The organism is Mesorhizobium shonense, assembly GCF_040545255.1.
Lineage (GTDB): Bacteria > Pseudomonadota > Alphaproteobacteria > Rhizobiales > Rhizobiaceae > Mesorhizobium > Mesorhizobium shonense.
This window is the reverse complement of sequence record NZ_JBEPLM010000026.1, coordinates 19,272-39,706: the sequence shown is the minus strand read 5'-3', so window position 1 is coordinate 39,706 and position 20,435 is coordinate 19,272. Positions and strand designations below refer to the sequence as shown.

General features: G+C 58.0%; 13 protein-coding genes and 7 pseudogenes. 14 read left to right on the top strand and 6 right to left on the bottom strand.

The genetic code is table 11. The features are described 5' to 3' along the window. Positions 1–274 precede the first annotated feature (274 nt). The 10 genes and pseudogenes from ABID26_RS34600 to ABID26_RS34555 all read left to right on the top strand — a co-directional run bounded on the left by ABID26_RS34600 (position 275) and on the right by ABID26_RS34555 (position 12,596). A complete protein-coding gene (locus ABID26_RS34600; protein ID WP_354417978.1) occupies positions 275–1,795 on the top strand; it encodes a hypothetical protein in 1,521 nt (506 codons plus the stop codon). Positions 1,796–1,812: 17 nt separating this feature from the next. Then, entirely contained in the window at positions 1,813–1,974 is a 162-nt protein-coding gene (locus tag ABID26_RS34595; RefSeq protein ID WP_354417976.1) for a hypothetical protein, read from the top strand. A gap of 226 nt (positions 1,975–2,200) precedes the next feature. After that, a complete protein-coding gene (locus tag ABID26_RS34590; protein ID WP_354417974.1) occupies positions 2,201–3,133 on the top strand; it encodes a tyrosine-type recombinase/integrase in 933 nt (310 codons plus the stop codon). Between the two features lie 767 nt (positions 3,134–3,900). Beyond that, positions 3,901–4,155, top strand: a pseudogene (locus tag ABID26_RS34585) (helix-turn-helix domain-containing protein); the annotation flags it as partial. A gap of 246 nt (positions 4,156–4,401) precedes the next feature. After that, positions 4,402–5,715, top strand: a complete 1,314-nt coding sequence (locus ABID26_RS34580; RefSeq protein ID WP_354418011.1) for a serine hydroxymethyltransferase — start codon at positions 4,402–4,404, stop codon at positions 5,713–5,715. Positions 5,716–5,766: 51 nt separating this feature from the next. Continuing rightward, on the top strand, positions 5,767–6,942 hold the full coding sequence (metK, locus tag ABID26_RS34575; protein WP_354417972.1) for a methionine adenosyltransferase: 1,176 nt from the start codon (positions 5,767–5,769) through the stop codon (positions 6,940–6,942). A gap of 90 nt (positions 6,943–7,032) precedes the next feature. Continuing rightward, positions 7,033–8,025 carry an adenosine kinase gene (locus tag ABID26_RS34570; protein WP_354417970.1) on the top strand — a complete coding sequence of 331 codons (993 nt, stop codon included), beginning with the start codon at positions 7,033–7,035 and terminating at the stop codon, positions 8,023–8,025. Positions 8,026–8,946: 921 nt separating this feature from the next. After that, entirely contained in the window at positions 8,947–10,164 is a 1,218-nt protein-coding gene (locus tag ABID26_RS34565) for an arginine deiminase (RefSeq protein WP_354417969.1), read from the top strand. 249 nt (positions 10,165–10,413) lie between these two features. Further along, positions 10,414–11,295 (top strand): citrulline utilization hydrolase CtlX, encoded by an 882-nt coding sequence (gene ctlX, locus ABID26_RS34560; RefSeq protein WP_354418009.1) that lies wholly within the window; start codon positions 10,414–10,416, stop codon positions 11,293–11,295. A gap of 257 nt (positions 11,296–11,552) precedes the next feature. Continuing rightward, entirely contained in the window at positions 11,553–12,596 is a 1,044-nt protein-coding gene (locus tag ABID26_RS34555) for a dipeptidase (RefSeq protein WP_354417967.1), read from the top strand. Between the two features lie 739 nt (positions 12,597–13,335). Here the strand turns inward: ABID26_RS34555 and ABID26_RS37110 are convergent. Beyond that, a pseudogene (locus ABID26_RS37110) lies at positions 13,336–13,437 on the bottom strand (IS5/IS1182 family transposase); the annotation flags it as partial. Between the two features lie 448 nt (positions 13,438–13,885). On the opposite strand from ABID26_RS37110, the gene ABID26_RS34550 reads away from it, so the two are divergent. After that, a complete protein-coding gene (locus ABID26_RS34550) occupies positions 13,886–14,581 on the top strand; it encodes a class I SAM-dependent DNA methyltransferase (protein WP_354417965.1) in 696 nt (231 codons plus the stop codon). Between the two features lie 25 nt (positions 14,582–14,606). Here ABID26_RS34550 and ABID26_RS34545 read toward each other — a convergent pair. Continuing rightward, positions 14,607–14,738 (bottom strand): annotated as a pseudogene (locus tag ABID26_RS34545) (IS630 family transposase); the annotation flags it as partial. A 120-nt stretch (positions 14,739–14,858) separates the two neighbouring features. On the opposite strand from ABID26_RS34545, the gene ABID26_RS34540 reads away from it, so the two are divergent. Continuing rightward, positions 14,859–15,545 (top strand): helix-turn-helix domain-containing protein, encoded by a 687-nt coding sequence (locus ABID26_RS34540; RefSeq protein ID WP_354417963.1) that lies wholly within the window; start codon positions 14,859–14,861, stop codon positions 15,543–15,545. A gap of 587 nt (positions 15,546–16,132) precedes the next feature. Here ABID26_RS34540 and ABID26_RS34535 read toward each other — a convergent pair. After that, positions 16,133–16,251: pseudogene (locus tag ABID26_RS34535) on the bottom strand (transposase domain-containing protein); the annotation flags it as partial. Here ABID26_RS34535 and ABID26_RS34530 point away from each other — a divergent pair. Continuing rightward, positions 16,246–16,798: pseudogene (locus tag ABID26_RS34530) on the top strand (5-methyltetrahydropteroyltriglutamate--homocysteine S-methyltransferase); the annotation flags it as partial. The pseudogenes ABID26_RS34535 and ABID26_RS34530 overlap by 6 nt on opposite strands. 648 nt (positions 16,799–17,446) lie before the next feature. On the opposite strand, the gene ABID26_RS34525 reads toward ABID26_RS34530, so the two are convergent. Together ABID26_RS34525 and ABID26_RS34520 are read right to left on the bottom strand one after the other, a co-directional pair. Further along, complete coding sequence (locus ABID26_RS34525) at positions 17,447–18,463, bottom strand: IS110 family RNA-guided transposase (RefSeq protein WP_354417962.1); 1,017 nt, start codon at positions 18,461–18,463, stop codon at positions 17,447–17,449. Positions 18,464–18,635: 172 nt separating this feature from the next. Beyond that, positions 18,636–18,783: pseudogene (locus tag ABID26_RS34520) on the bottom strand (Rieske (2Fe-2S) protein); the annotation flags it as partial. Positions 18,784–18,814: 31 nt separating this feature from the next. Here ABID26_RS34520 and ABID26_RS34515 point away from each other — a divergent pair. Continuing rightward, positions 18,815–19,090 (top strand): annotated as a pseudogene (locus ABID26_RS34515) (hypothetical protein); the annotation flags it as partial. 26 nt (positions 19,091–19,116) lie between these two features. Here ABID26_RS34515 and ABID26_RS34510 read toward each other — a convergent pair. Continuing rightward, entirely contained in the window at positions 19,117–20,169 is a 1,053-nt protein-coding gene (locus tag ABID26_RS34510; protein ID WP_354417960.1) for a GlxA family transcriptional regulator, read from the bottom strand. Positions 20,170–20,435: the final 266 nt, after the last annotated feature.

Genomic DNA, 20,435 nt, shown 5'->3' with positions numbered 1-20,435 from the left:
AACGGCTTCGGCCGCTCCGCCCTCACCTCGCCGGCACGCTAGGGGCCGGCTGTCCGGCTTATGCCCACAATTTCCTTCTTTCGCAGGCTTATGGGTCGAAATTCGGCTGAAGTTATGACTCTCGTCGCGACGCTACGCCATTGATTTATTGGGGATTTTGTGTGTGAGCTTATGGCTCAAAATACATGGGCTGCCCACTCCAAGCTCGATCTGCACGCCGATGGACTGACGTTGCCTCCTGGGAAATCTAGTTGAGGACACTTTTGTCGCAGCCTTGCTGACGACAGTTGCGGCGCTTGGTGGCGGATCGTTTCTTGGCTACCATCCCGCTGCTGTTGTGACAAAAATGGGCAGGTCGATGGGGCACGTACATGTCGGGGTGGATACGAACATCTTTCTCCACTTCGGGAACGTTGAGGAGCTGAAATGGGAGAAGCTGTTCCCCGGCGTCACAGCCGTAACCGTTTATGTGTGCGCGCAGGTCCAGAAGGAGCTGGACAACCACAAGGACACTTCGTTTGGTTACATGCGCAAGCGGACACGCCAGTACCAACAAATCCTGCGATCCGCTGAAGAGGACGAAGGTTATGTCCATCGCTCCCGAAGCGGTGCGGCCGAGGTCGAGTTCGTCTTTCTTGACCGCCCGAAGGATTCGGAACTCGACGGTGAAGCCTTTGACCTGGCAGAGGACGACTCGAGAATCGTTGCGCAGCTTATGCAAGAGGCAAAGACGCGAGGGATCATTATGTTGCTGCTGGCGAACGACGCGCGTCCACTGCGGGTCGCACGGCAGCATGGCATGCGGGGCGTCCGACCCGACGCTTGGGAGGAGGACCGGTCGGAACCGGACACTCCGGAAATGGCGCGCCTGAGAGCCGAGAACAGGGAACTGCAGTCGAGGCTTGGCGCTTATCCTTCCACGGTAATCTCCAGGATTGAGGAAACCTCGGAGCACCGGATATTCGATGGTTTCGATGATGCCTTTGACGCTGATGTTTTCCTTGAAGTCCTGAAGCGGAACATCCGGGCGTCCCACGGGCTGCCGACAGCTCGCGAGGTCGCGGTGAGGCACCAAGTCGTCCGACAGCCGTTTGGTCTGGATATCGATATTGGCGGGTTTGGGCGGGTGACGGGGCGGCAGATCGATCGCTACGCTGAAGAGTTGGAGACTTTCGATCATCAGGTCGATGCTCTTAGCGCTCAGGATCTTTTGAGTCTCCTAGAGACGCTTTCACTGGTCAGCGCGGTCTCGATACGTGTTGCAAATAAGGGTACAAAGCCGGACGAGGCTGTACGAGTTGAGATGGACATCCGTTCGGGCGCACGGTTTATCGCTCCAGAGGCGTTTCATGATCTGACCGACTTCGGCATCGAGCTGCCCACGCCGCCTGAGGCTCTCGACCTTGCGATCCCGAACATTGCGGAGCAGTTGGCTGCTCGGCACGCGCACGACCATCGGTTCGTAGACGTATCCGACGAGTCTTCGGAATGGTCGAAACGCTTCCTATGCAAACAGTTTCAGCACGGCACCGAGGAAGAGTTCGTGGTCCCGTTCGTCCCTCAGAGAGAAGAACATACGACGGTGATCGAGGTGGCGGTGCGTTCTCGCTACCTGCCGCAGGCCATAGTGCGCCGGGTCAGATCGGAGGTGGTCCTGTCGAAATTCGGCAGGGAGGACGTCATCGCTCTCCTGAAAGACCCGCACGGATTGATGGCAGAAGAGCTGCGGGGCCCAGTGGTCCGGGCGTTGGTTGCGCTCGAAGGCGCCGACAACGCGGATGAAGCTTCGCTGTGATAGCGGGACGGCCAATCTTGATCATCGACTTTGACAGCAACGACTGGATGGCTCCGCTCGGCGAAGCGCTGCGCCACTCGGTTCCCAAAAGTGCCCGGAGAGCCCTGCCCTTCCCCGAGATCACCTACTACGAGGAGTTCATCCTTCGGAGGCTCAAACAGGTTGAGGGGATCGAGTGAACCAGCACTGCCGCCAACTTGAACCGGGTCACTCTGGCGAGATCGTCTGGACGCTCGCGGAACCGGGCGAGGTCTCGTTCGCGGTCTCCTTCTCAGCCATGAGGCGGACGATTGGCGGTTGCCGCAGAGCGGCCGGGTTCGTGATATGCGCGCTCGTCTGCCGAAGCCACGTCGTTAACGCATCCTGAACCCGAAATGTCATATTCGAACTTCTTCGGAGGTTTCGATGTCGAACGACAGATTGCTGGCGGAAGCGTGGCTGGAAGCCCTGGCTGTCGGGACCGCAGCGGACGGAACGATCGAAACCTACCAGGACGATCTCGACTGCTACCTGGGCTGGCTCTCTTCAGCCGGGCTGCGGTTGTCAGGCGTGACGTTCGCCTGCCTCGTGGGCTATTTCGGCCATCTTTCTGCGAAGGGCTACGCCGAGGCGACCGTCGCCCACAGGAGGGCCGTCGTTCGGACTTTGCACGCCTGGCTCTTCGCCGAAGGCCATGCGGAAGGAAATCCGGCCGCGCTGCTCGAACCCCTGCAGCGCTCAAGGAACGTTCCGTTTGTGCTTTCGATCGACGAGACTGAGCGCTTCCTCGATACCGCCCACGCGCTCGCAGCCGACGGCAGCCTCGGCCTTTACAGGCGGGCGGCGTACGCGAGGCGCGCCGCGCTGTTCGAGGCGCTGTATTCTTCAGGCATGCGCATCACCGAGGCTGTCCGCCTACCCGCCTCGGTGCTCGCCAATAACGGAAAGATGTTCAACATACGCGGCAAGGGCGACAAGGAACGCATGGTGCCTCTAGGGTCGCGCGCCGTCGAGGCCATGCGGCTCTGGCGTTCCCTCGCGGCGGAATACGGTGTGATTTCGCCGCAGTGGCTGTTTCATTCGGTGCGCGACGGCACCAAGCCGACTTCTCGCTCTGCGGCGTTCAGGGACGTGCGGGAGACCGCCGAAATGGCCGGGTTGGCGCGTCCGCACGAAGTCAGCCCGCATGTGTTGCGGCACGCCTTCGCCACCCACCTGCTGTCAAATGGGGCCGACCTCAGGGCGATACAAACGCTGCTTGGCCACGAAGATATCGGCACGACGGAGATTTACACCCATGTCGACCAGAGAAGGTCGATCGACATGGTGATGCGGCTTCATCCTCTCGGCGCGAGCTAGCAGGCTTCTCTGATTGGGGTCGTTGAGGTCAAGCTCCTGCTGATAAATTTCCGGACTATGTCGCCCCGCGGGTCACTCGCTTCTCTTCGCGGTCGACGTTAGGCCGCCGCATGATGGGGTCAGTAGAGCGAGGCGTCTCAATCTGTTGAACGACCTTAGGAGAGTTCGTCCCAGGATCGTGCCTGCTAACGAGATCGCCTTGCCCATCGTCCCCACGGGAACGATCCCGCTCACGCCCTTTCGGGTGGAATCAACTCCTCCTTCGTTGGTCCGCTGTGTCTATTTCATGGCCGATACGGAGCCGGGTGCCTTGCCAAAGCGGAATTCTGTCGCATCGCTCCACATGCGATGCAGGATGACAGCGAGCTTGCGGGCAACAGTCCGGACTCGAAAGCGAATATCTTTGACGGGCTTGCGGATTTAACTTTCGTCTTGGTCATGCTGGCGTCCCTTCAGGAATAAGGTGACGTTGAGCAATCCCAGTCTCCTAGGACGCCCCTCTCGAGCGGCTGCGGCAATGGCCTAATCTAACTTAGGGGCGATTGGCGCCTTGGGAGGACGTGAACTGAAGGCTTCGTCTGAGCCAATGACCGATTGGACGGTTACTTGCGGAACGACGGGCGGTGATGATTCGGCTGCGTTGCAACAGATCCTTCAAGCAAATTCATAAACTCTTCGCGATCGACCGTCATTGCTGGTGATATGGTCCCTCATAAACTCTCGACATCCATCGGCGGCACCGAGGCAGTGATCTCGAGTACTGCTTAATGCTCAGACCTCCGAATGAGAAGGATGGGCTTACGGCCGGAAGGGATCCAAGCAATGCGCTCGGCTCTGCCGCTTGCTTTAGGAGAATGCCGCCCATGAGGACATTGCTAAACCGCCTTGTTACGACAGCACATCCTGATCGCCTTCGAATCGTCGGCCTTTGCTCACATGCGGAACTGACCGCTTCCCAGATAGCTGACATTCTCGAACTGCCCCGTAAGCGGGCTGTTCGCGATCTGCGGCTGTTGGCCAGCGCGGAGTTGCTTAGCCGCGAAGGAGCAGGCCCGGGGTCGTCCTACCAACTCAATGGAGAACGCAACGACGGGGGGCTGGTGCAGTTGCTGGTGGACCTGCTTTACAAAGACGGAGGCCACAAGCGAGACCTGGACCGCCTGGAACGGGTCCAGGACGCGCCTCGCACGGTGGTGACCCACGACAGCCTGGATAAAGCAACCGAATTTGTGTGGGAAGTCAACAGAGAGGAGTCGCCAGATCGGTCAATCGCAAAATCAAGTGCGCCCACGGGGTCTGCGCTGTCCAGGGCGGACCGCCGCGTTTACGAATTACTCAAACGGCAGGTTCAACAGGAGCGGACAACGCTCAAACTCATTGCCTCCGAAAACTTTGCCTCCTCGGCGGTTCTGGAAGCGACCGGCTCGATCTTCACCAACAAATATGCCGAGGGCTACCCCGGTGCACGCTACTATGAGGGCAACGAGATCGTCGACCAGCTTGAGAACCTCGCGGTAGAGCGGCTGAAAGCGCTGTTCGGCAGTGAGCACGCCAACGTCCAGCCCTATTCGGGTTCGCCGGCCAACCAAGCTGTCTATCGCGCGCTTTTGCGCCCAGGAGACAAAGTCATGGGCTTGGCCCTTCCAGAAGGAGGGCATTTGACTCACGGCTGGGGCGTCAACTTCTCAGGCACCGACTATCAGAGCGTGCCGTATGGGGTGCACGAAAAGACACAGCAGATCGATTACGACCGCTTGCGCGACACGGCCAAACGGGAACGGCCAAAGCTGATCTGGGTCGGCGGAACCGCTTATCCGCGCATATTTGATTACACCGCGATGGCCGAAATCGCTTTGGAGGTGGAGGCTTATCTCGTTGCTGACATCGCGCACATAAGCGGCCTGATCGTCGCCGGAGCCCATCCCAATCCCGTGCCCTGTTGCGACGTCGTCACCAGTACGTCCCACAAGTCGATCCGCGGTCCGCGTGGGGGCTTCATTTTGTCCAATAAGGAAGACCGCTATCAGGCGCTCTACCACCCAAAGAGCAAACACAATCTCGCCCGACGGATCGACCGCGCTGTGTTCCCTCAACTGCAAGGCGGCCCGCATATGAACACCATCGCGGCGCTAGCGGTCGCGTTGCAGGAAGCGGCGACCCCGTCCTTCCGTGCCTACGGCCAGCAGATCGTCAAGAATGCCAAGGCTCTGGCCCAGGCGCTTCAGGACCGGGGTTTTGACTTGGTCACCGGGGGGACCGACAACCACATACTAATCCTTGATCTGCGGGACCGACCGCTGTCAGGCAAGGCCTATGCCGAGCGCATGGCAAAAGCGGGCATCATTACGAACTTCAACATGGTGCCGGGCGATCCGCGTGACCCGGCTGTCACAAGCGGGATACGCCTGGGCACGCCGGCAGTGACGTCCATGGGCATGCGCGAGGAGCAGATGGATCAGATCGCCGCTTTCATTGCCACGGTCTTCACGCACCCCGACGACCCGGACGTTCATAGCTGTGTGCGCAGAGCCGTCGCGGACTTCTGTTCCAGCTTCCAGGTCCCAGGTATCCCCGGCAGCTAAGCGCCCAATCAAGACGCCCCGACCGACCAACCTTTGACGCGAGATCATCTCATGGCCAAGCAGTTCGTATTCTCCTCCGAATCCGTTGGCGCGGGTCACCCGGATAAAATGGCCGACAACATCTCGGATGCCATCCTTGATGCCGTCCTCCACCAGGATCCCCTGGGACGCGTCGCTTGTGAAGCATTGCTCAAAACAGGGATGATCGTTCTGGCGGGTGAAATCACCAGTGACGCGAAGATCGACTATATCCAGGTCGCCCGCGATACGGTCGTCGATATCGGATACCACAACGATGCCATCGGCTTCGACGGAAGGCATTGCGCCGTCATCCTTGGCCTCAGCGAGCAGTCACCCGACATCGGTCAAGGCGTTGACGAGGGCCGCGGGCTTAATCTCGAGCAAGGAGCTGGCGACCAAGGCCTAATGTTCGGCTTTGCCTGTAGCGAGACCGAGGAGCTCATGCCATTGCCGATCCAACTCGCTCACCGCCTCACCGAAAGACAGGCAGAGATCCGCAAATCGGGACAGCTTGACTGGCTTCGGCCCGACGTGAAATCCCAGGTGTCGGTACGCTATGAGGGTTTTCGCCCCGTAGCACTGGACACCATTGTCCTATCGACGCAGCACGCCGAGGACGCGTCTTACGAAACCGTCCGCGAAGGCGTGATCGAGGAGATCATCAAGCCTGTCTTGCCGACCCACTTGGATACGACAGGCACCAAGTTCCTGATTAATCCAACGGGGCGGTTCGTGGTCGGTGGCCCGCGCGGCGACTGCGGCCTCACAGGACGCAAGATCATCGTTGACACCTATGGCGGCATGGGACGTCACGGCGGCGGCGCATTCTCGGGCAAGGACCCGTCTAAAGTCGACCGCTCGGGCGCCTATGCTGCCCGTTACGTCGCCAAGAACATCGTGGCTGCCGGGCTTGCTGAGATCTGCGAGGTACAGCTTGCTTACGCGATCGGCGTTGCAGCTCCAGTCTCTATTCTCGTCAACACCTTTGGAACGGCAAAGATCGAGAAGAAAAGAATCGAGCGCCTCATTATCGAGCTGTTTGACCTGAGACCCAAAGGCATCATTCAAATGCTGGATCTCTTACGCCCCATTTACCGCAAGACAGCGACCTATGGGCACTTCGGCCGCAATGAGCCCGAGTTCACGTGGGAGAGGACGGACAAGGTGGAGGAGTTGCGGCGCGAGGCAGGAGTGGCGGCTGCCTGAAAGCTGACGCGGGATTATCGCTGTTCTATGAGGTATAAGCTCGGCGGATCGACGCCCGGCAAACAACTATACTCCTTAGCGGAGACATTGATGCCGGAATATGACGTGCTTTGCATCGGCAATGCCATTGTCGACATCATCGCGCAGTGCGACGAGGCTTTTCTCGAGACCAACGGCATCATCAAGGGCGCAATGAACCTTATCGACGCCAGGCGCGCCGAACTGCTCTACAGCCGCATGGGGCCGGCGATCGAGGCTTCAGGCGGCAGCGCCGGCAACACGGCGGCCGGTGTCGCCAGCCTCGGCGGACGGGCCGCCTTCTTCGGCAAGGTTTCCAACGACGCGCTGGGCGAAATCTACACGCACGACATCCAGGCCCAGGGCGTGGCCTTCGACACCAGGCCGCTTACAGGCCAGCCGCCCACGGCGCGCTCGATGATCTTCGTGACGCCAGACGGCGAGCGTTCGATGAACACCTATCTCGGCGCCTGTGTCGAGCTTGGTCCCGAGGATGTCGAGGCCGACAAGGCCGCCGGCGCCAGGGTGACCTATTTCGAGGGCTATCTGTGGGATCCGCCGCGCGCCAAGGAAGCGATCCGGCAGACTGCAAAGCTGGCGCATGCGGCCGGCCGCGAGGTGTCGATGACGCTGTCGGATTCCTTTTGCGTCGACCGCTACCGCGATGAGTTCCTCGAGCTGATGCGCTCGGGCACCGTCGACATCGTCTTTGCCAACAGCCACGAGATCAAGTCGCTCTACCAGACCGCTTCCTTCGAGCAGGCGCTCGCCGCCATCCGCAAGGATTGCAAAATAGCCGCCGTCACCCGTTCCGAAAAAGGCTCGGTCATGGTGCGCGGCGACGAGACCGTCACCATCGAGGCAACGAAGATCAAGGAGCTGGTAGACACGACCGGCGCCGGCGACCTTTATGCCGCCGGCTTCCTCTACGGCTACACGACCGGACGCAGCCTCAAGGATTGCGGCGACCTCGGCTCGCTGGCCGCCGGGCTGGTGATTCAGCAGATCGGCCCGCGCCCGCGCCAAAATCTGCGCCGCGAGGCCGAGCAGGCCGGGCTGCTTTGAGGAGTAGAGCGGGTCGCGAATGCCTCTGAAGCTTTTCAGTTTGTTGAAAAATGCTCGATGAGATCGCCTGCTTATACAGCCATTGGCTGGAGGCGCAAGCTACCGGTTCCGGTTTTCTAGGGCGGCCATTGCTATGCGCCGGGCTGCGCGCAAGGACGTTGCGGGCCAATTCACGTACCGTCCGAGGTCGTGTTAGGTGGGCCATCCGATTGGGCCTGCCGAGCGTTCGGTTTCGACACTTGAGGGTTTGAGTTCGACGAGCGCGTTGATGCCAGAGGCGACCAAGTTTTGAAGCTGGGAATGCCCACACAAAAGGGGACCTGGGTGATGATCTCTGGTTTTGATGGAATGGTGCCGATATCGGGAGGTGTAAGTTTTCGGCCTCGTACCCCGTTGCCAAGGGGAAGACAATCTCGAGTTTGCCGCAACTCAACCCGTACCTGCATCATGCTGCCTTTTTATGTAACTACTAGCTAATTGCGTTCGGAGTCCGACAGAATTTTATCGCTGGACGGGCAGCCAACAGAATCCCTGAAGGAAGACTGTTGAAATGAAATCCTTTTTTGAGTTGGCATGAGGATTGCAGACAAACGGTGACCTTTCAGTACGAGGGCTTCTCGATGTCTGAATAGATGATGTGCATCAGAACTTAGCTACCGGAGACTCCTCGATAGTTGCAGAGATTCTCCGCACTTTGCATGTGGCCGCCGAATGCCGGGCTACGTGTCTTTATACTGCGACTTGACTGCTATGCCCGGACGGCTTGCATCCGCAGATCGAGGCTGCCCCAAATGAGGATCGCTTCCTCGTGCAGGGCGGGTGCGAGTGGCGTGAGCGTCCATTCTCCGGCCTTCGCCGCGATTGCCTTGCCGTCAACGAGACACGATTTGCCCCGTTGGCCCCGCTCAGAGGACAAGTGCCATGAATAGCTTAGGTGTGCATTCCGAGGTCGCCCGTTTGCGAGAGGTGCTGGTTCATCGGCCAGGCCTTAGCCTCCACCGCCTTACTCCGCGGAACTGCAAGGGCCTCCTCTTCGACGATGTAGTCTGCGTCCAGCGAGCTGAACAGGAGCACGATATGTTCGTACGGGTTCTGCGCGATCACGGCGTGTTGGTTCATTCGCTGGACGAACTGCTTTCCGAAACACTTGCATTACCGGAAGCACGCCGATGGCTGCTCGACCGTCGCGTTCATCCTTCGGCTGTCGGGCGAGGCATGTTTGATGAACTGTGGGGCTGGCTCCAGGAGATTCCTTGCGGCCAACTCGCAACCTATCTGGCTAGCGGAATTCTGACTGCGGAAATGCCGTTCGTAGCGAGCAGCTTGACGGGACAAATGCTTATGCCGGACGATTTCGTCCTCCCGCCGTTGCCGAATCAGCTTTTCATACGTGACAGCTCCTCTTGGATCTATGATAGCGTCTCGGTCAACGCTATGTACTGGCCCACGAGACAGCCTGAAGCTGCGAACGTCGAGGCGGTTTACCGCTTTCATCCGCGGTTTCGCGATGCCGACTTCACCTGTCTGGTGCCCAATGGAACGGAACTCGCCTGCAGTCTAGAGGGTGGAGATGTGATGCCGATTGGACAAGGCATTGTTCTGATTGGAATGGGGGAACGAACTACGCCGCAAGCGGTCGAGGTGCTTGCGGACCGACTGTTCAGGATAGGACAAGTCACCCGCGTGATAGCAGGAATGATACCTCAGAGTCGCAACACGATACATCTCGACACAGTATTCACGTTCTGCGACAGAGATCTTGTTACAATCTACAAGCCGGTAGTTGATTTGATTCAAACATTTTCCATGCAGCCGAGTGATGCGCGAGGTGTACCCCGTGTTACTAAGGAGAACAGACCGTTTTTGTCGGTAGTGGCGGAGGCGCTGGGTTTGAAGGCTCTTCGTACTGTCGCAACCGGTGGTGATGGCTTCGCCGCAGAGCGCGAGCAATGGAACGCTGCTAATAATGTGATCGCAGTCGAGCCGGGCGTTGTGATTGCGTACGAGCGAAACATATACACCAATACGCTCTTGAGGCGGGCCGGCGTTGAAGTGATCACTTTCCACGGTGATGAACTCAGCCGTGGCCGTGGGGGGGCACACTGCATGACTTGTCCACTGGTTCGCGATCCGATTTGAACAAAGGCACGAGTGGGGGGCTCGAGCTCGGGGCCTCTCATCGAGCTGCAGAATGCGATCTGATGCGGCCGACGCAGTATCGACTTGCCGAACGCAGCTCGTTCACAGCAGACGCCACGAACTATCACGACTGAACTTCGGAGCGTGCTGACTGGCGTCCGCATGCTCCGAGCGCTCGGCGACCTACTCGGGATTTTTCCAGTGACAGTACGTTCAGAATTCTCGGTTCAGGCACCTTCCGCCGTGGTTATGGTCCGTCCACACCATTTCACGGTCAACACCGAGACGGGGGCCGACAACAGCTTTCAAACAACGAATGATGCCAACGATCTTTCGGGGTTGGCCTACGCGGAGATCACCCGCGCCGCTGCGTTGCTCGAAGAGCAGGGCGTAACAGTACATTTATTTGAGAGCTATGGCAGGGACGTTCCTGATTCAGTCTTTTCGAACAATTGGTTTTCAACCCACGCAGGCGGTCTCGTAGCGATTTATCCACTGAAGTTCCCAAGTCGCCGGCGAGAGCGCCGGAGCGATATCATTGAAATGTTGAAGGGCCAATACAGAGTTCAGCAGGTAGTGGATTATTCCGGCCTTGAGGCGGATGGCGTGTTCTTAGAAGGTACCGGTTCGATGGTAATCGATCATATCGATCGGGTCGTCTATGCAGTAAACTCGGATCGCACCGACCCCATCGCACTTGCAAGATTTTGCACGCAGTTCAGCTTCGAACCGGTTGTGTTCTCGGCGAAGGACTCCCGCGGGTTCGACATTTATCACACAAACGTGCTGATGTGCGTAGCAACCAATTTCGCTATGATAGGCGTCGACATGATAGCAGAGTCAGGGACACGGCGCGAAATAGTCAATCGGTTCGAACGCGCCGGCCGCCCAGTAGTGGGGCTTACTAACGCACAAATAGAGAAGTTTGCTGGCAATGCGATCGAACTCCTGGGCGGCGACGGGCGTATCTTGGCTCTGTCGAACACCGCGTTCTCGGCATTGACTGCCGACCAGATTAACATCATCGGCGAAAGCGTGCGGCTGCTACCTTTAGAAATTCCCACGATTGAGCGGGCGGGCGGTTCCGTACGATGCACGATCGCTGGCGTGCACCTTGTGCGTCGGTATTAGAAGCGGCCGGCGTTCTAGCTCTTATGACCGTGATCAAGGGTGATGGACGAAATTTTCTATCCTGTCCGATGCAGAAGAAGTACAGATTCCGATCCAATAGCGGTCACGCGAAATAGAGGTATGGGCGCTTCTTTTACTAGCGCGCCAGAGATTGCGCAGGCTGCGACCTCGCCTCCATTTGCCTATCCAGAAGTCGCTTTACGCCTGTCTCAGTTTCTCATCACGCTGTATCAATTCACTGTTGGAAAGGCGTCGCCATGCGCGGCAAAGTGGCAGTATCTAGCGAAGGAGAGAATTCAATGGATGTAAGCCGGTTGAGCGTAGACGAACTGTTCCAAAACAGCGTTATTTGGGATGCACATTGCGGGATAGACCCGCAGGTGCCACTCGACGTAAGCTCCTTGGAGCGCATTCGCAAGGCCGGGTTTACATATGTCAGCACCAATGTTGGTTATGACGTATTGCCTTGGCATGAGGCGTTTCCGGTGATTGGCGCGTACCGGCGTTGGCTAGGGGAAAACAGCGACGGATATATCCCCGTGTCCAACATTGGCGACGTTGTGGCCGCCAAACGAGACGGAAAGCTCGCGGTGTCCATGGATATTGAGGGCGTGTCCGCGCTGAATGGGACGACGGACCTAGTAGAAGTTTACCATCGCTTGGGCGTGCGCCAAATGAGCTTTGTCTACAACAAAGACAACGCCGGGGGTGGCGGCTGCCACGGCGAGAACACCGGGCTAACTCGCTTTGGACGGAATGTCATCAAAGAGATGAACCGTGTCGGAATGCTTGTGGACGGCTCCCATTGTAGTCCCAAAACCGCGATCGAGATCGCCGAAGTTTCGTCCAAGCCGATTATCATTTCTCATGCAAACAGCTGGGTGCTCCATGGCCATCCGCGGAACATCCGGGATGAACAAGCGATCGCCTGCGCTAATACAGGCGGCGTGATTGGTGTCACGGGAATCCGAATCTTCTTGGGAAATATGGGCGATAACAGCACTGACCTCGATCGTCTTGTTCGCAATATCGATCATCTTTGCGAATTGGTTGGACCGCAGCATGTAGGTATCGGCAGCGATTTTGCAGAAATCACGACCGCATTAGAGTCTCGGTTCGCCAAGGCGACGGACTACTGGCCTCCCGAACACTATCCAAGTGGCGGGGACCTTGGTTTCGTCGATATAGAAGTATTTCCGCAACTTGCCGCCGCTTTGTCGGCTCGCGGGTATTCGAACAAGGACATCAGTGGGATCCTCGGTGCCAACTTCATGCGGGTCGCAGCGATGAACTGGGAGTAGAGCCTAAACAAAGTGGCCGCTGCAGGGCCTTGACGCGACCAGCGAATGAAGTCAGGCATACTTATGCTCGCCGAAAGGTTGAGATCTCCTGGCGCGTGGTCCGGCTCGGCTGTGCGAAGCCGTTCGCGAGCTCGCCCCCAACAGCGCCGAAGCACGTAGCCTGAGCCTGCAGCGCAATAAGATCGAAGCACGCTGACGAGCTGTTGCGGCACAGCCAGGATTGCCAATTCGCGCGACAAATCCGGGGCATCGGACTGGTCGACGCATTGACCCTCATTGCCGACCTAAGATCGAACGCTATCACGGGGAATCGAAGCAATCCCGATGCCAAGATGGCGCTCGTGGTGCACGCCGTCGTCAATGGTGGTCCCGACTACAGGCCCTTCGTTGAAGCTTGAAGGGCGGGTGCCAGGGTGAAGAACCCTTTGGAAGTCGCAGCAAGAGCATGCTGAGGCAGAGAGACCTTGATTGCAGGCTCCATTTCCTACCGCGCTTGGGGTGCGGCACGCTTGCCCTCGCCGCATCCGCAACCAGCTGGCGCCAAGACGCAAACGCTGCGCCAGGCCACCAACATCTCTAACACGATAGGAGCAAGCTCTTTCTGGTTGATAATAGGGCTCCGGACATTCTGTTCGAACGTTAACCCCTGCCTGCGGGAACGACGAGGCCGAAGATTTTCATGATCCCCCGAATTTGGTTGGAAGCTTGAGGTGTCGAAGGCCTTTCACGTGCACCTCCCGAAAGAAGCCGGCCTCAGCAAGATGCGCCAACCAGCGTCGATCTTGGTGGTACGGCCGCCGCGCGAGCGGCCTATGCTCCCCCCTCTACCGCCCGCTGTGCAGCTTTTCGGATTGATATCGCTCATGCGCGGGCCGAGCGACTTCGTGCACGTCTATAAACGTTAGGTTGGCCTCGGCAACGAATGTAATAATTGTTTAACAAAACTTTCACCGGCCAATACTTAGCAATTGGATAGAGGTGGTATATATGGTGTTAAAACAAAGGTTGGCTTGCGCGGAGTGGTGTCACAGTTAGAGCGCGGAGTGGTGTCGCAGTTTGATGATGAAGAAGCGCCTATGTCTTCTTTGTGATGGTCGAGGAAATGTCATGCGCGCCGGCTGTTTCCAAAAAAAGCATGTGAATTCGCCGGACGGGCCGGTGGGTTACTTGTCCACTCGAGCTATTTTATTGCGAGTATAGGCGCCCATTGAAATGGGGACAGCTACGCCAGCGATAGGCCACCGAAGAGGACTGCGTCGCTTCCTCTGCCCTAAAATGGAGAAATCGTCTTGAACACGCCACATCGACAAAACGCTCCGGATGCAGGCACGCGAGATCGGAAGGCTTCCCATGATCTTGATGATGCGGGTTACTTGGCTAGGTTTTATGGCGAAGGGGCCGATACTTACAACCAGAGGAACCGTCACGGGTACTACGGTCCTGTGGTCATTACGGCACTGGCCGCCGCCATGCAGACCGCCTATTTAGCCAAAGAGCGAGAGGCCGTCGAAATCCTTGACGCGGGGTGCGGGACAGGGCTTGTCGGCGTGCAGTTGCAAAGCCTCGGTTTCCGGCAGCTCGACGGCTTTGACCTCTTCGATGAAATGGCCGAAAAGGCTCGGGAGATCGGCGTTTACCGTCATGTCCAAGGCAACGTTGACCTTAACGGCTCGCTCTCTGAATACCCGAACGCTAGCTACGACATGACGATCTGCTGTGGCGTCTTCGTGCAACGACATGTCCGACCGCACGGGCTGCGGGAACTGGCACGCGTCACGCGCCCCAAGGGAATGGTAATCGTAAGCACCCGCAAGAGTTATGCGGAGGCGGCGCTCTTTGAGGATGAAGTGCAACGTCTTCACGATGCCGGCATTGTTGGTCTGAGACAGTGTCTAAAGGACGCCAGATATTACGACGAGAATGCGCATTATTGGGTTCTTCAGATTCCTGATACGGCTGCAGCTCAAAGAGAGGAGCAGCCATGAAGACGCTGGGCGGTCTCGTCGCCGCCTCGACAGAGCCGACGCCATCGGCGCTCAGCAGGATGATCTCGGCCCGCCAGAATTCTGCTGCCGGTTGCGATCCTTGGCGAGCTCCATGGCGATCGGTCAGCGCAACGATGAACGATATTCCTGTGCGCATGCGCTAGAATCGCACGCGCACGCGCCAAAGGGAATCCCAAATTGGATTCTTATGTCAGACAGAACCCACTAGATCACTCTTGTTGCGGCTGGTGCTCATACTCCGCAAGGTTGTGCCGCGATGACCTCCGGGCCTCTTAACGGCCAGAAGCGGCCAATCCACCGCAAGAAACAGTACGTCGACGACGTTCTGGAGGTGCTGGGCCATCTGATCCCGCAGCTCGCGCGCAGCATTATGTATGACTGCGAGGTCGTGCTCCACGACAATCGTGTCTCGCCGCCGCGCATTCTTGCGATAGGCAACGGTCACGTCACTCGCCGCTGTGTCGGTGATCTTATGACACGCATTGCGATTGGCGAGCATGATCTCACAAATCTTCACGAGCCTTTGTATAATTATGGATCCGTAGCTCCTGGTGGCTGCCCGATACGTGTGAGCCTGATTCCAATCATCATTGGCGGAACAACTGTCGCTTACTTGGCAATTAATTTCGCCATAGGCGACCTTCTTATGGCGCAGAGGATTCTCGGCGAGCTCGCCCGCATAGAGGCTTATCCAACCAGGAGCAAAGAGGCGTCTTTACCGAATTCGCTATCTGCCAGGCAACTCGTTGAGAGTTACCTTGAAGATTTTGCGCGCCCTCCGCATCTTCTCGACCGAGAGGACCGAATCGAGCTCGTACGCCGCCTGCACGACCAAGGCGTATTCCAAATGCGGGGCATCGTGCGAGAAATAGCGACGCGTCTTGGGATAAGTCGCGCAGCTGTCTACAATTATCTGAAGGTCGCCACTGAAGGCGCATCCTAGCCGGCTAGTTATGTGGAACGCCAGTCGTCACATTGTATGCTTGACCTCTTTGTGCAAAGGTTAGCGATGGCGAATGCGACTGGGCCGGCATCATTAATTTTGAGCGAGGCAGCGCGGGAATACGGGAATATCCTGGAAAGGCAGGTGCGTAAGCATCGGGTGGCTCATTCCATGGCTGGCCGGTGCCGGATCATTGTTTGCTGCGCCGACTAGATCGCAAGGAAGGGCAGTTGCGCGCAGACTTGGTGCGCTTGAAAGGTTGGACGGCGCTTTCTTAAACTTTGGCTCGATGGCCTGCTCGACGAAGTTCGCCCCAGCCGCTCAGACGATCGATGATGATCAGATTGCTGCAGTGATCGAGCGCAGGTCCCATCGCACTGAGACATTCAAGCTTTCCGGTGGTTTCCATCTAACGGAAGAGTCCGATTTGGCACACCCCCTTTGGCGGCGTGGTGCGAGTCTGCTGGATGTGCACAGGAATTTCGCTCACTGTTTCTTGGATTGATTCGCCAGTGAAGGCCGCATGGTTGGCACGCGTACGTAGGCGCTGCAGGCTCTATGAGTTGAAAGGTCGAGGGGCGTCCATTCCAGGGCAGCAGTTCGTGCAGACGCGAGGCGGGAAGGCGGCAGTGCGAGCCAGTACGTCGGCAAGCCAGGCTTGCGGGTCGACGTCGTCGAGGCGTGCCGTGGTGATGAGCGTAAGCAAATCGCGCTAGCGATCCGCGACGAGATCCTCGACCTCGAGCCGGCCGGCGCGAAAATGATCCAGATCGACGACGGAGCGTTGCGCGAAGGACTTCCCCTGCGCAAGGCAGACCGGAAGAGCTATCTCGACTGGGCGGTCGAATGCTTCCGTCTCACTTCCTCGGGCGTGACGGATGCGACCCAGATCCACATCCACATGTGCTATTCGGAGTCAATGACATCATCGACGCGATCGCCGCGATGGAGGCTGATGTCATTTCCATCGAAAACCTCGCGCTCGAGGATGGGTGCGTTCAGGAGCTCCAATACCCGAACTAGATCGGTCTTGGGATCGGGGCTATGATATCCAGCTCGCCGCGGGTGCCAGAAGTCGAGTAGATGCAGGAGTTGCTGACGCTTCGCCAGACAACGCATTGGCGTTGATCAGCTTTGAGGTCAATCCGGATTGCGATCTGAAAACAAGGAAGTGGAAGGAGGTCCGCCCTTCTCTGGTCAACATGGTGGCCGCCGCCCAGAGATTGCAACAGTTGGCGGCTCGCGCTGAATAGGCAAACGCGGCATCGCCGTCGCGGGGCGGCGATGCCTCTTTAGCGAATGCCGTTCGCCCGGTCAGATTCACCCGGCATTCCTTTATTTGCCGGATATCGCCGCGTCGGTGTCGAGTAAAGCGTCTCTGCGTCCGGGCGAATAGCGACTGCTCCCAGCACACGGTGCGGATGCGATGCTGAGTGGCTCAACAGCCACAGGCATATCTCATATCAGTCTTCCGCGCGCGTATTCGGTGCATCGGAGCGGTTGCAGGTGAACGGACGAAAGCAGTCGGGACCGTTGGTTGCCGGGAATGCCGGAACAACTGCAATCACCGCCTGGCCATGCCCCAGTTTCCTCTCTTTGCGGGGAAACTGTCCGCGATTTTCCTTGTCTCAGTCTGGGGGTGCATATGTGGACGCCTCCTTGGCAAGACGAAAGTGGCACCATTCTCAAAAACGGTCGGTTGCAGTCATATGTTCGGCCTTTCGATGCGGTGTGTTGAGCCGCTGGCCCTGATGAATCTCCGCGGATTGGATCCCTAAACACTCCAGCGCGCTCAAAAGTCGCTGCACCCCTCGGGCTTTCCAACCCCCGGCCCCTGACCGGTTCTCGTCAAGTGTCTTTCGTCCTCACCAACTCGTTGTCGCGTTCAAGCCCACGCCAGATCAAGCGGGGATGGCACGGTAAATCTCTCCTCTCGTCATCAGCGCCCAGGCAATGCGCGCCATCTTGTTGGCGAGCGCAACCGCCACGACCTTCGCAGGCTTTTTCTCCATGAGCTTACGGATCCACGCCGTCTTGGCGGACCCTTCCTCGCGAGCGAAGCGGATCACCGCCGTCGCTCCGACAACGAGCAACGTTCGAAGATACCCGTCGCCCATCTTGGTGATGCTGCCGAGCCGTTGCTTGCCCCCCGAGGAACTCTCTCTTGGCGTAAGACCGAGCCAGGCGGCGAATTCACGGCCAGATTTGAAGGCTGTCGGGTCTGCGACTGTCGCTGCCATCGCTGTTGATGTGATGACACCAAAACCGGGAATCGTTTCCAATCGGCGACTGGTCTCGTTGCCGCGATGCTCGCGCGCAATCTCGATCTCCAGTGCTTTAATGCGCTGACCCAGTTCGATGAGGCTTGCTGTCATGGGGGTGAGTGCAATTCGGACGAGATCGGGAAGGTTGTTCATTTCATTTTTCGGCACATTCAGGGCCGTCAGCAAAGTACGAATCCCTTGCGGCATCGCGATGCCGAATTCTGCCAGATGCGCGCGAATTGCATTGGCCAGCATAGTTCGTTGCCGGACCAGAAGAACTCGGCAGCGATGCAGCATCAAAACCGATTGTTGAGCCGCTGTCTTCACGGCAACGAAGCGCATGTTCGGCCTCGTCACCGCTTCGCAAATGGCTTCGGCATCGGCGATGTCATTTTTGTTGCGTTTGACGTAGGGTTTTACATAGGCAGGCGGCATCAGACGAACCGTGTGCCCAAATCGACCGATCTCGCGAGCCCAGTGATGCGCCGTTGCACAGGCTTCAATGCCAACGAGGCAAGGTGGAAGTTTGGCGAAATAATCAACAACCTCCGAACGGCGAAGGCTTCGCCGGACGCCAACCTTGCCTTCTTGATCAATGCCATGAACCTGAAAAACGTTCTTGGCCAGATCAAGCCCGATCATGGTGATTTGCATTGCGGATGCTCCTTGCTTTCCAGTGAGGCAACAGCAAAGCCATATCACGCTTGCTGACGCCGGTGATGGAGGCGTCCACATCATCACTCCAATTCTCGGAATCGCGTCCGGCTTTATCGGAATGCCGTCCGGTAAATCGTCGGAATCTGCATTCCCCTCGCCTATCTGGTGTTTCCTCGTCATTGGTGATGCTCCAGACGTGCGCGAATTCGTGTGGTGTAGTCGACGCTCTCGACGGCAGCCTTGTGCACCAGCCACTTGGTCATAACCGCCGTCTCGGTGGCGCTGATCTGCTGCACCCGAAAGGTGGTCGCGTGATTCCGCGTGGCTGGCCCCCTCGACAAAACTGAAGGCAAGCCGCGGCTGCTGGGCATATCGAAGCGCGGCAACCGATATCTTCGGGCGGATCTGATCTATGGCGCACGGGCCGTTGCTCAGGCCACCTTCCTCTCGACCGGGTCTCGGCCGGTGGGCCGCGAACTATCAGCGCGAACGCACAGGAATGTCGTCGTGGCGGCGCTGGCGGCCAAGCTGGCGCACATCGTCGTTCGGCCCAGAGCCTGGCGGCGCCTTCAACGCCGGACAGCAGGTATTATTGCGGTGTGCGGCGGTTTTCCGCCGAACTGAGGCATCTATACTTCATGCTCATCAGTTCAGCCGAGCCCCCGACCGATCCAGGCGGGCATGTTCAATCGAAGTTGTTGCGGTGATATCCCGTGAACGTTCTTGAAACATTTCGAGAAATGCGACGACGAGACAAAGCCGCTAGCCAATGCCACGTCGACCAGAGGCAGTCGCGTGCCTTCAATCAGTCGCCTAGCGTGCTCGACCCTCAGTCTGAGATAGTGCTTGGCGGGAGTGACACCTACGTGGGTTCCGAAAAGCCGCTCCAGCTGGCGTCTTGAAACACCAATGCGGTTCGATAGGTCTGACATGGACATAGGCATCTCGATATTCTCCTCCATGATTCTGATCGCAGCGACGAGACACTCGCTCACGCCCGCGAAAGCGACGCCCGAGGGACCAGTCTGACGGTTGGAGCCAGAGCGCTGTCCGTGTACCGTGGCATGCCTGCACACTTCCTGTGCGATGAATGCGCCTGCCTGGTTTGCGATAAGATCGACCGCCAGGTCGAACGCAGCCAGTTCACCGGCGCAGGTCGAATATTGCCCATCTTTGACAAAGAGAGAATCGCATATGCGAGGTTGGGCGAACACTTCGGAAAAGGCTGCCAAGCGTGACCAATGGATGGTACAGCGAGTGCCTGCCAATAGACCGGCCTGCGCAAGCGGCCATGTTGCGGTACCTAAGGCCGATATCGCAACTCCGCGCCGGGCCATCATCCGAAGAAAGCCATTCAGTTGCGGCGTCAGGCGCTGCTCTACTGGTTCACTGGCAACAATTGCGAGTTGGTCAGGTCTCCGGTCCTCCAAGTTTGAGGATAATTCTTCGACGGTAACATCGACAGAAACCTTGAGGCCGTTCGCGCCTTCTACCGGTTGAGTATCCGGCGCTGCAATCCGCCATCCAAAAAGCGGTAATCCTGATATGGTGTTGGCTAGCCGGAACGGCTCGATATACGCGTGAAGGGCCAAGTGCGAGAACCCCGGCAGGACAAGAACCGCAACGTCAAACGGCCGATCGGCCGTAATCTCGGGCGTCGCCAGAGGCCTCATTGCGGCGAAATTCGCTGGCGCGTCCATCATAATACTTTGTCTTCACGCCGATTCACGGCCTCTACGGAAACGGGTCCGCTATGAGCCCCAAGACCACATTTCCTCCGCCGAAAAAAGATCTTCCGCGCCGGCTTGCGCGAGGTTAGCGTTAGGCTCCGCCGCACCGTCTTCAGCGTCGCGTTGACGATGCTCTCGTCGACGGGGCCGAACTTTTCTGACCGGTCGACCTTCGCCCCAAATCGCGCAAAACGCGAGGATGCGAAACTTGGACAGCACCCGCATACAAGTGGTTGGCG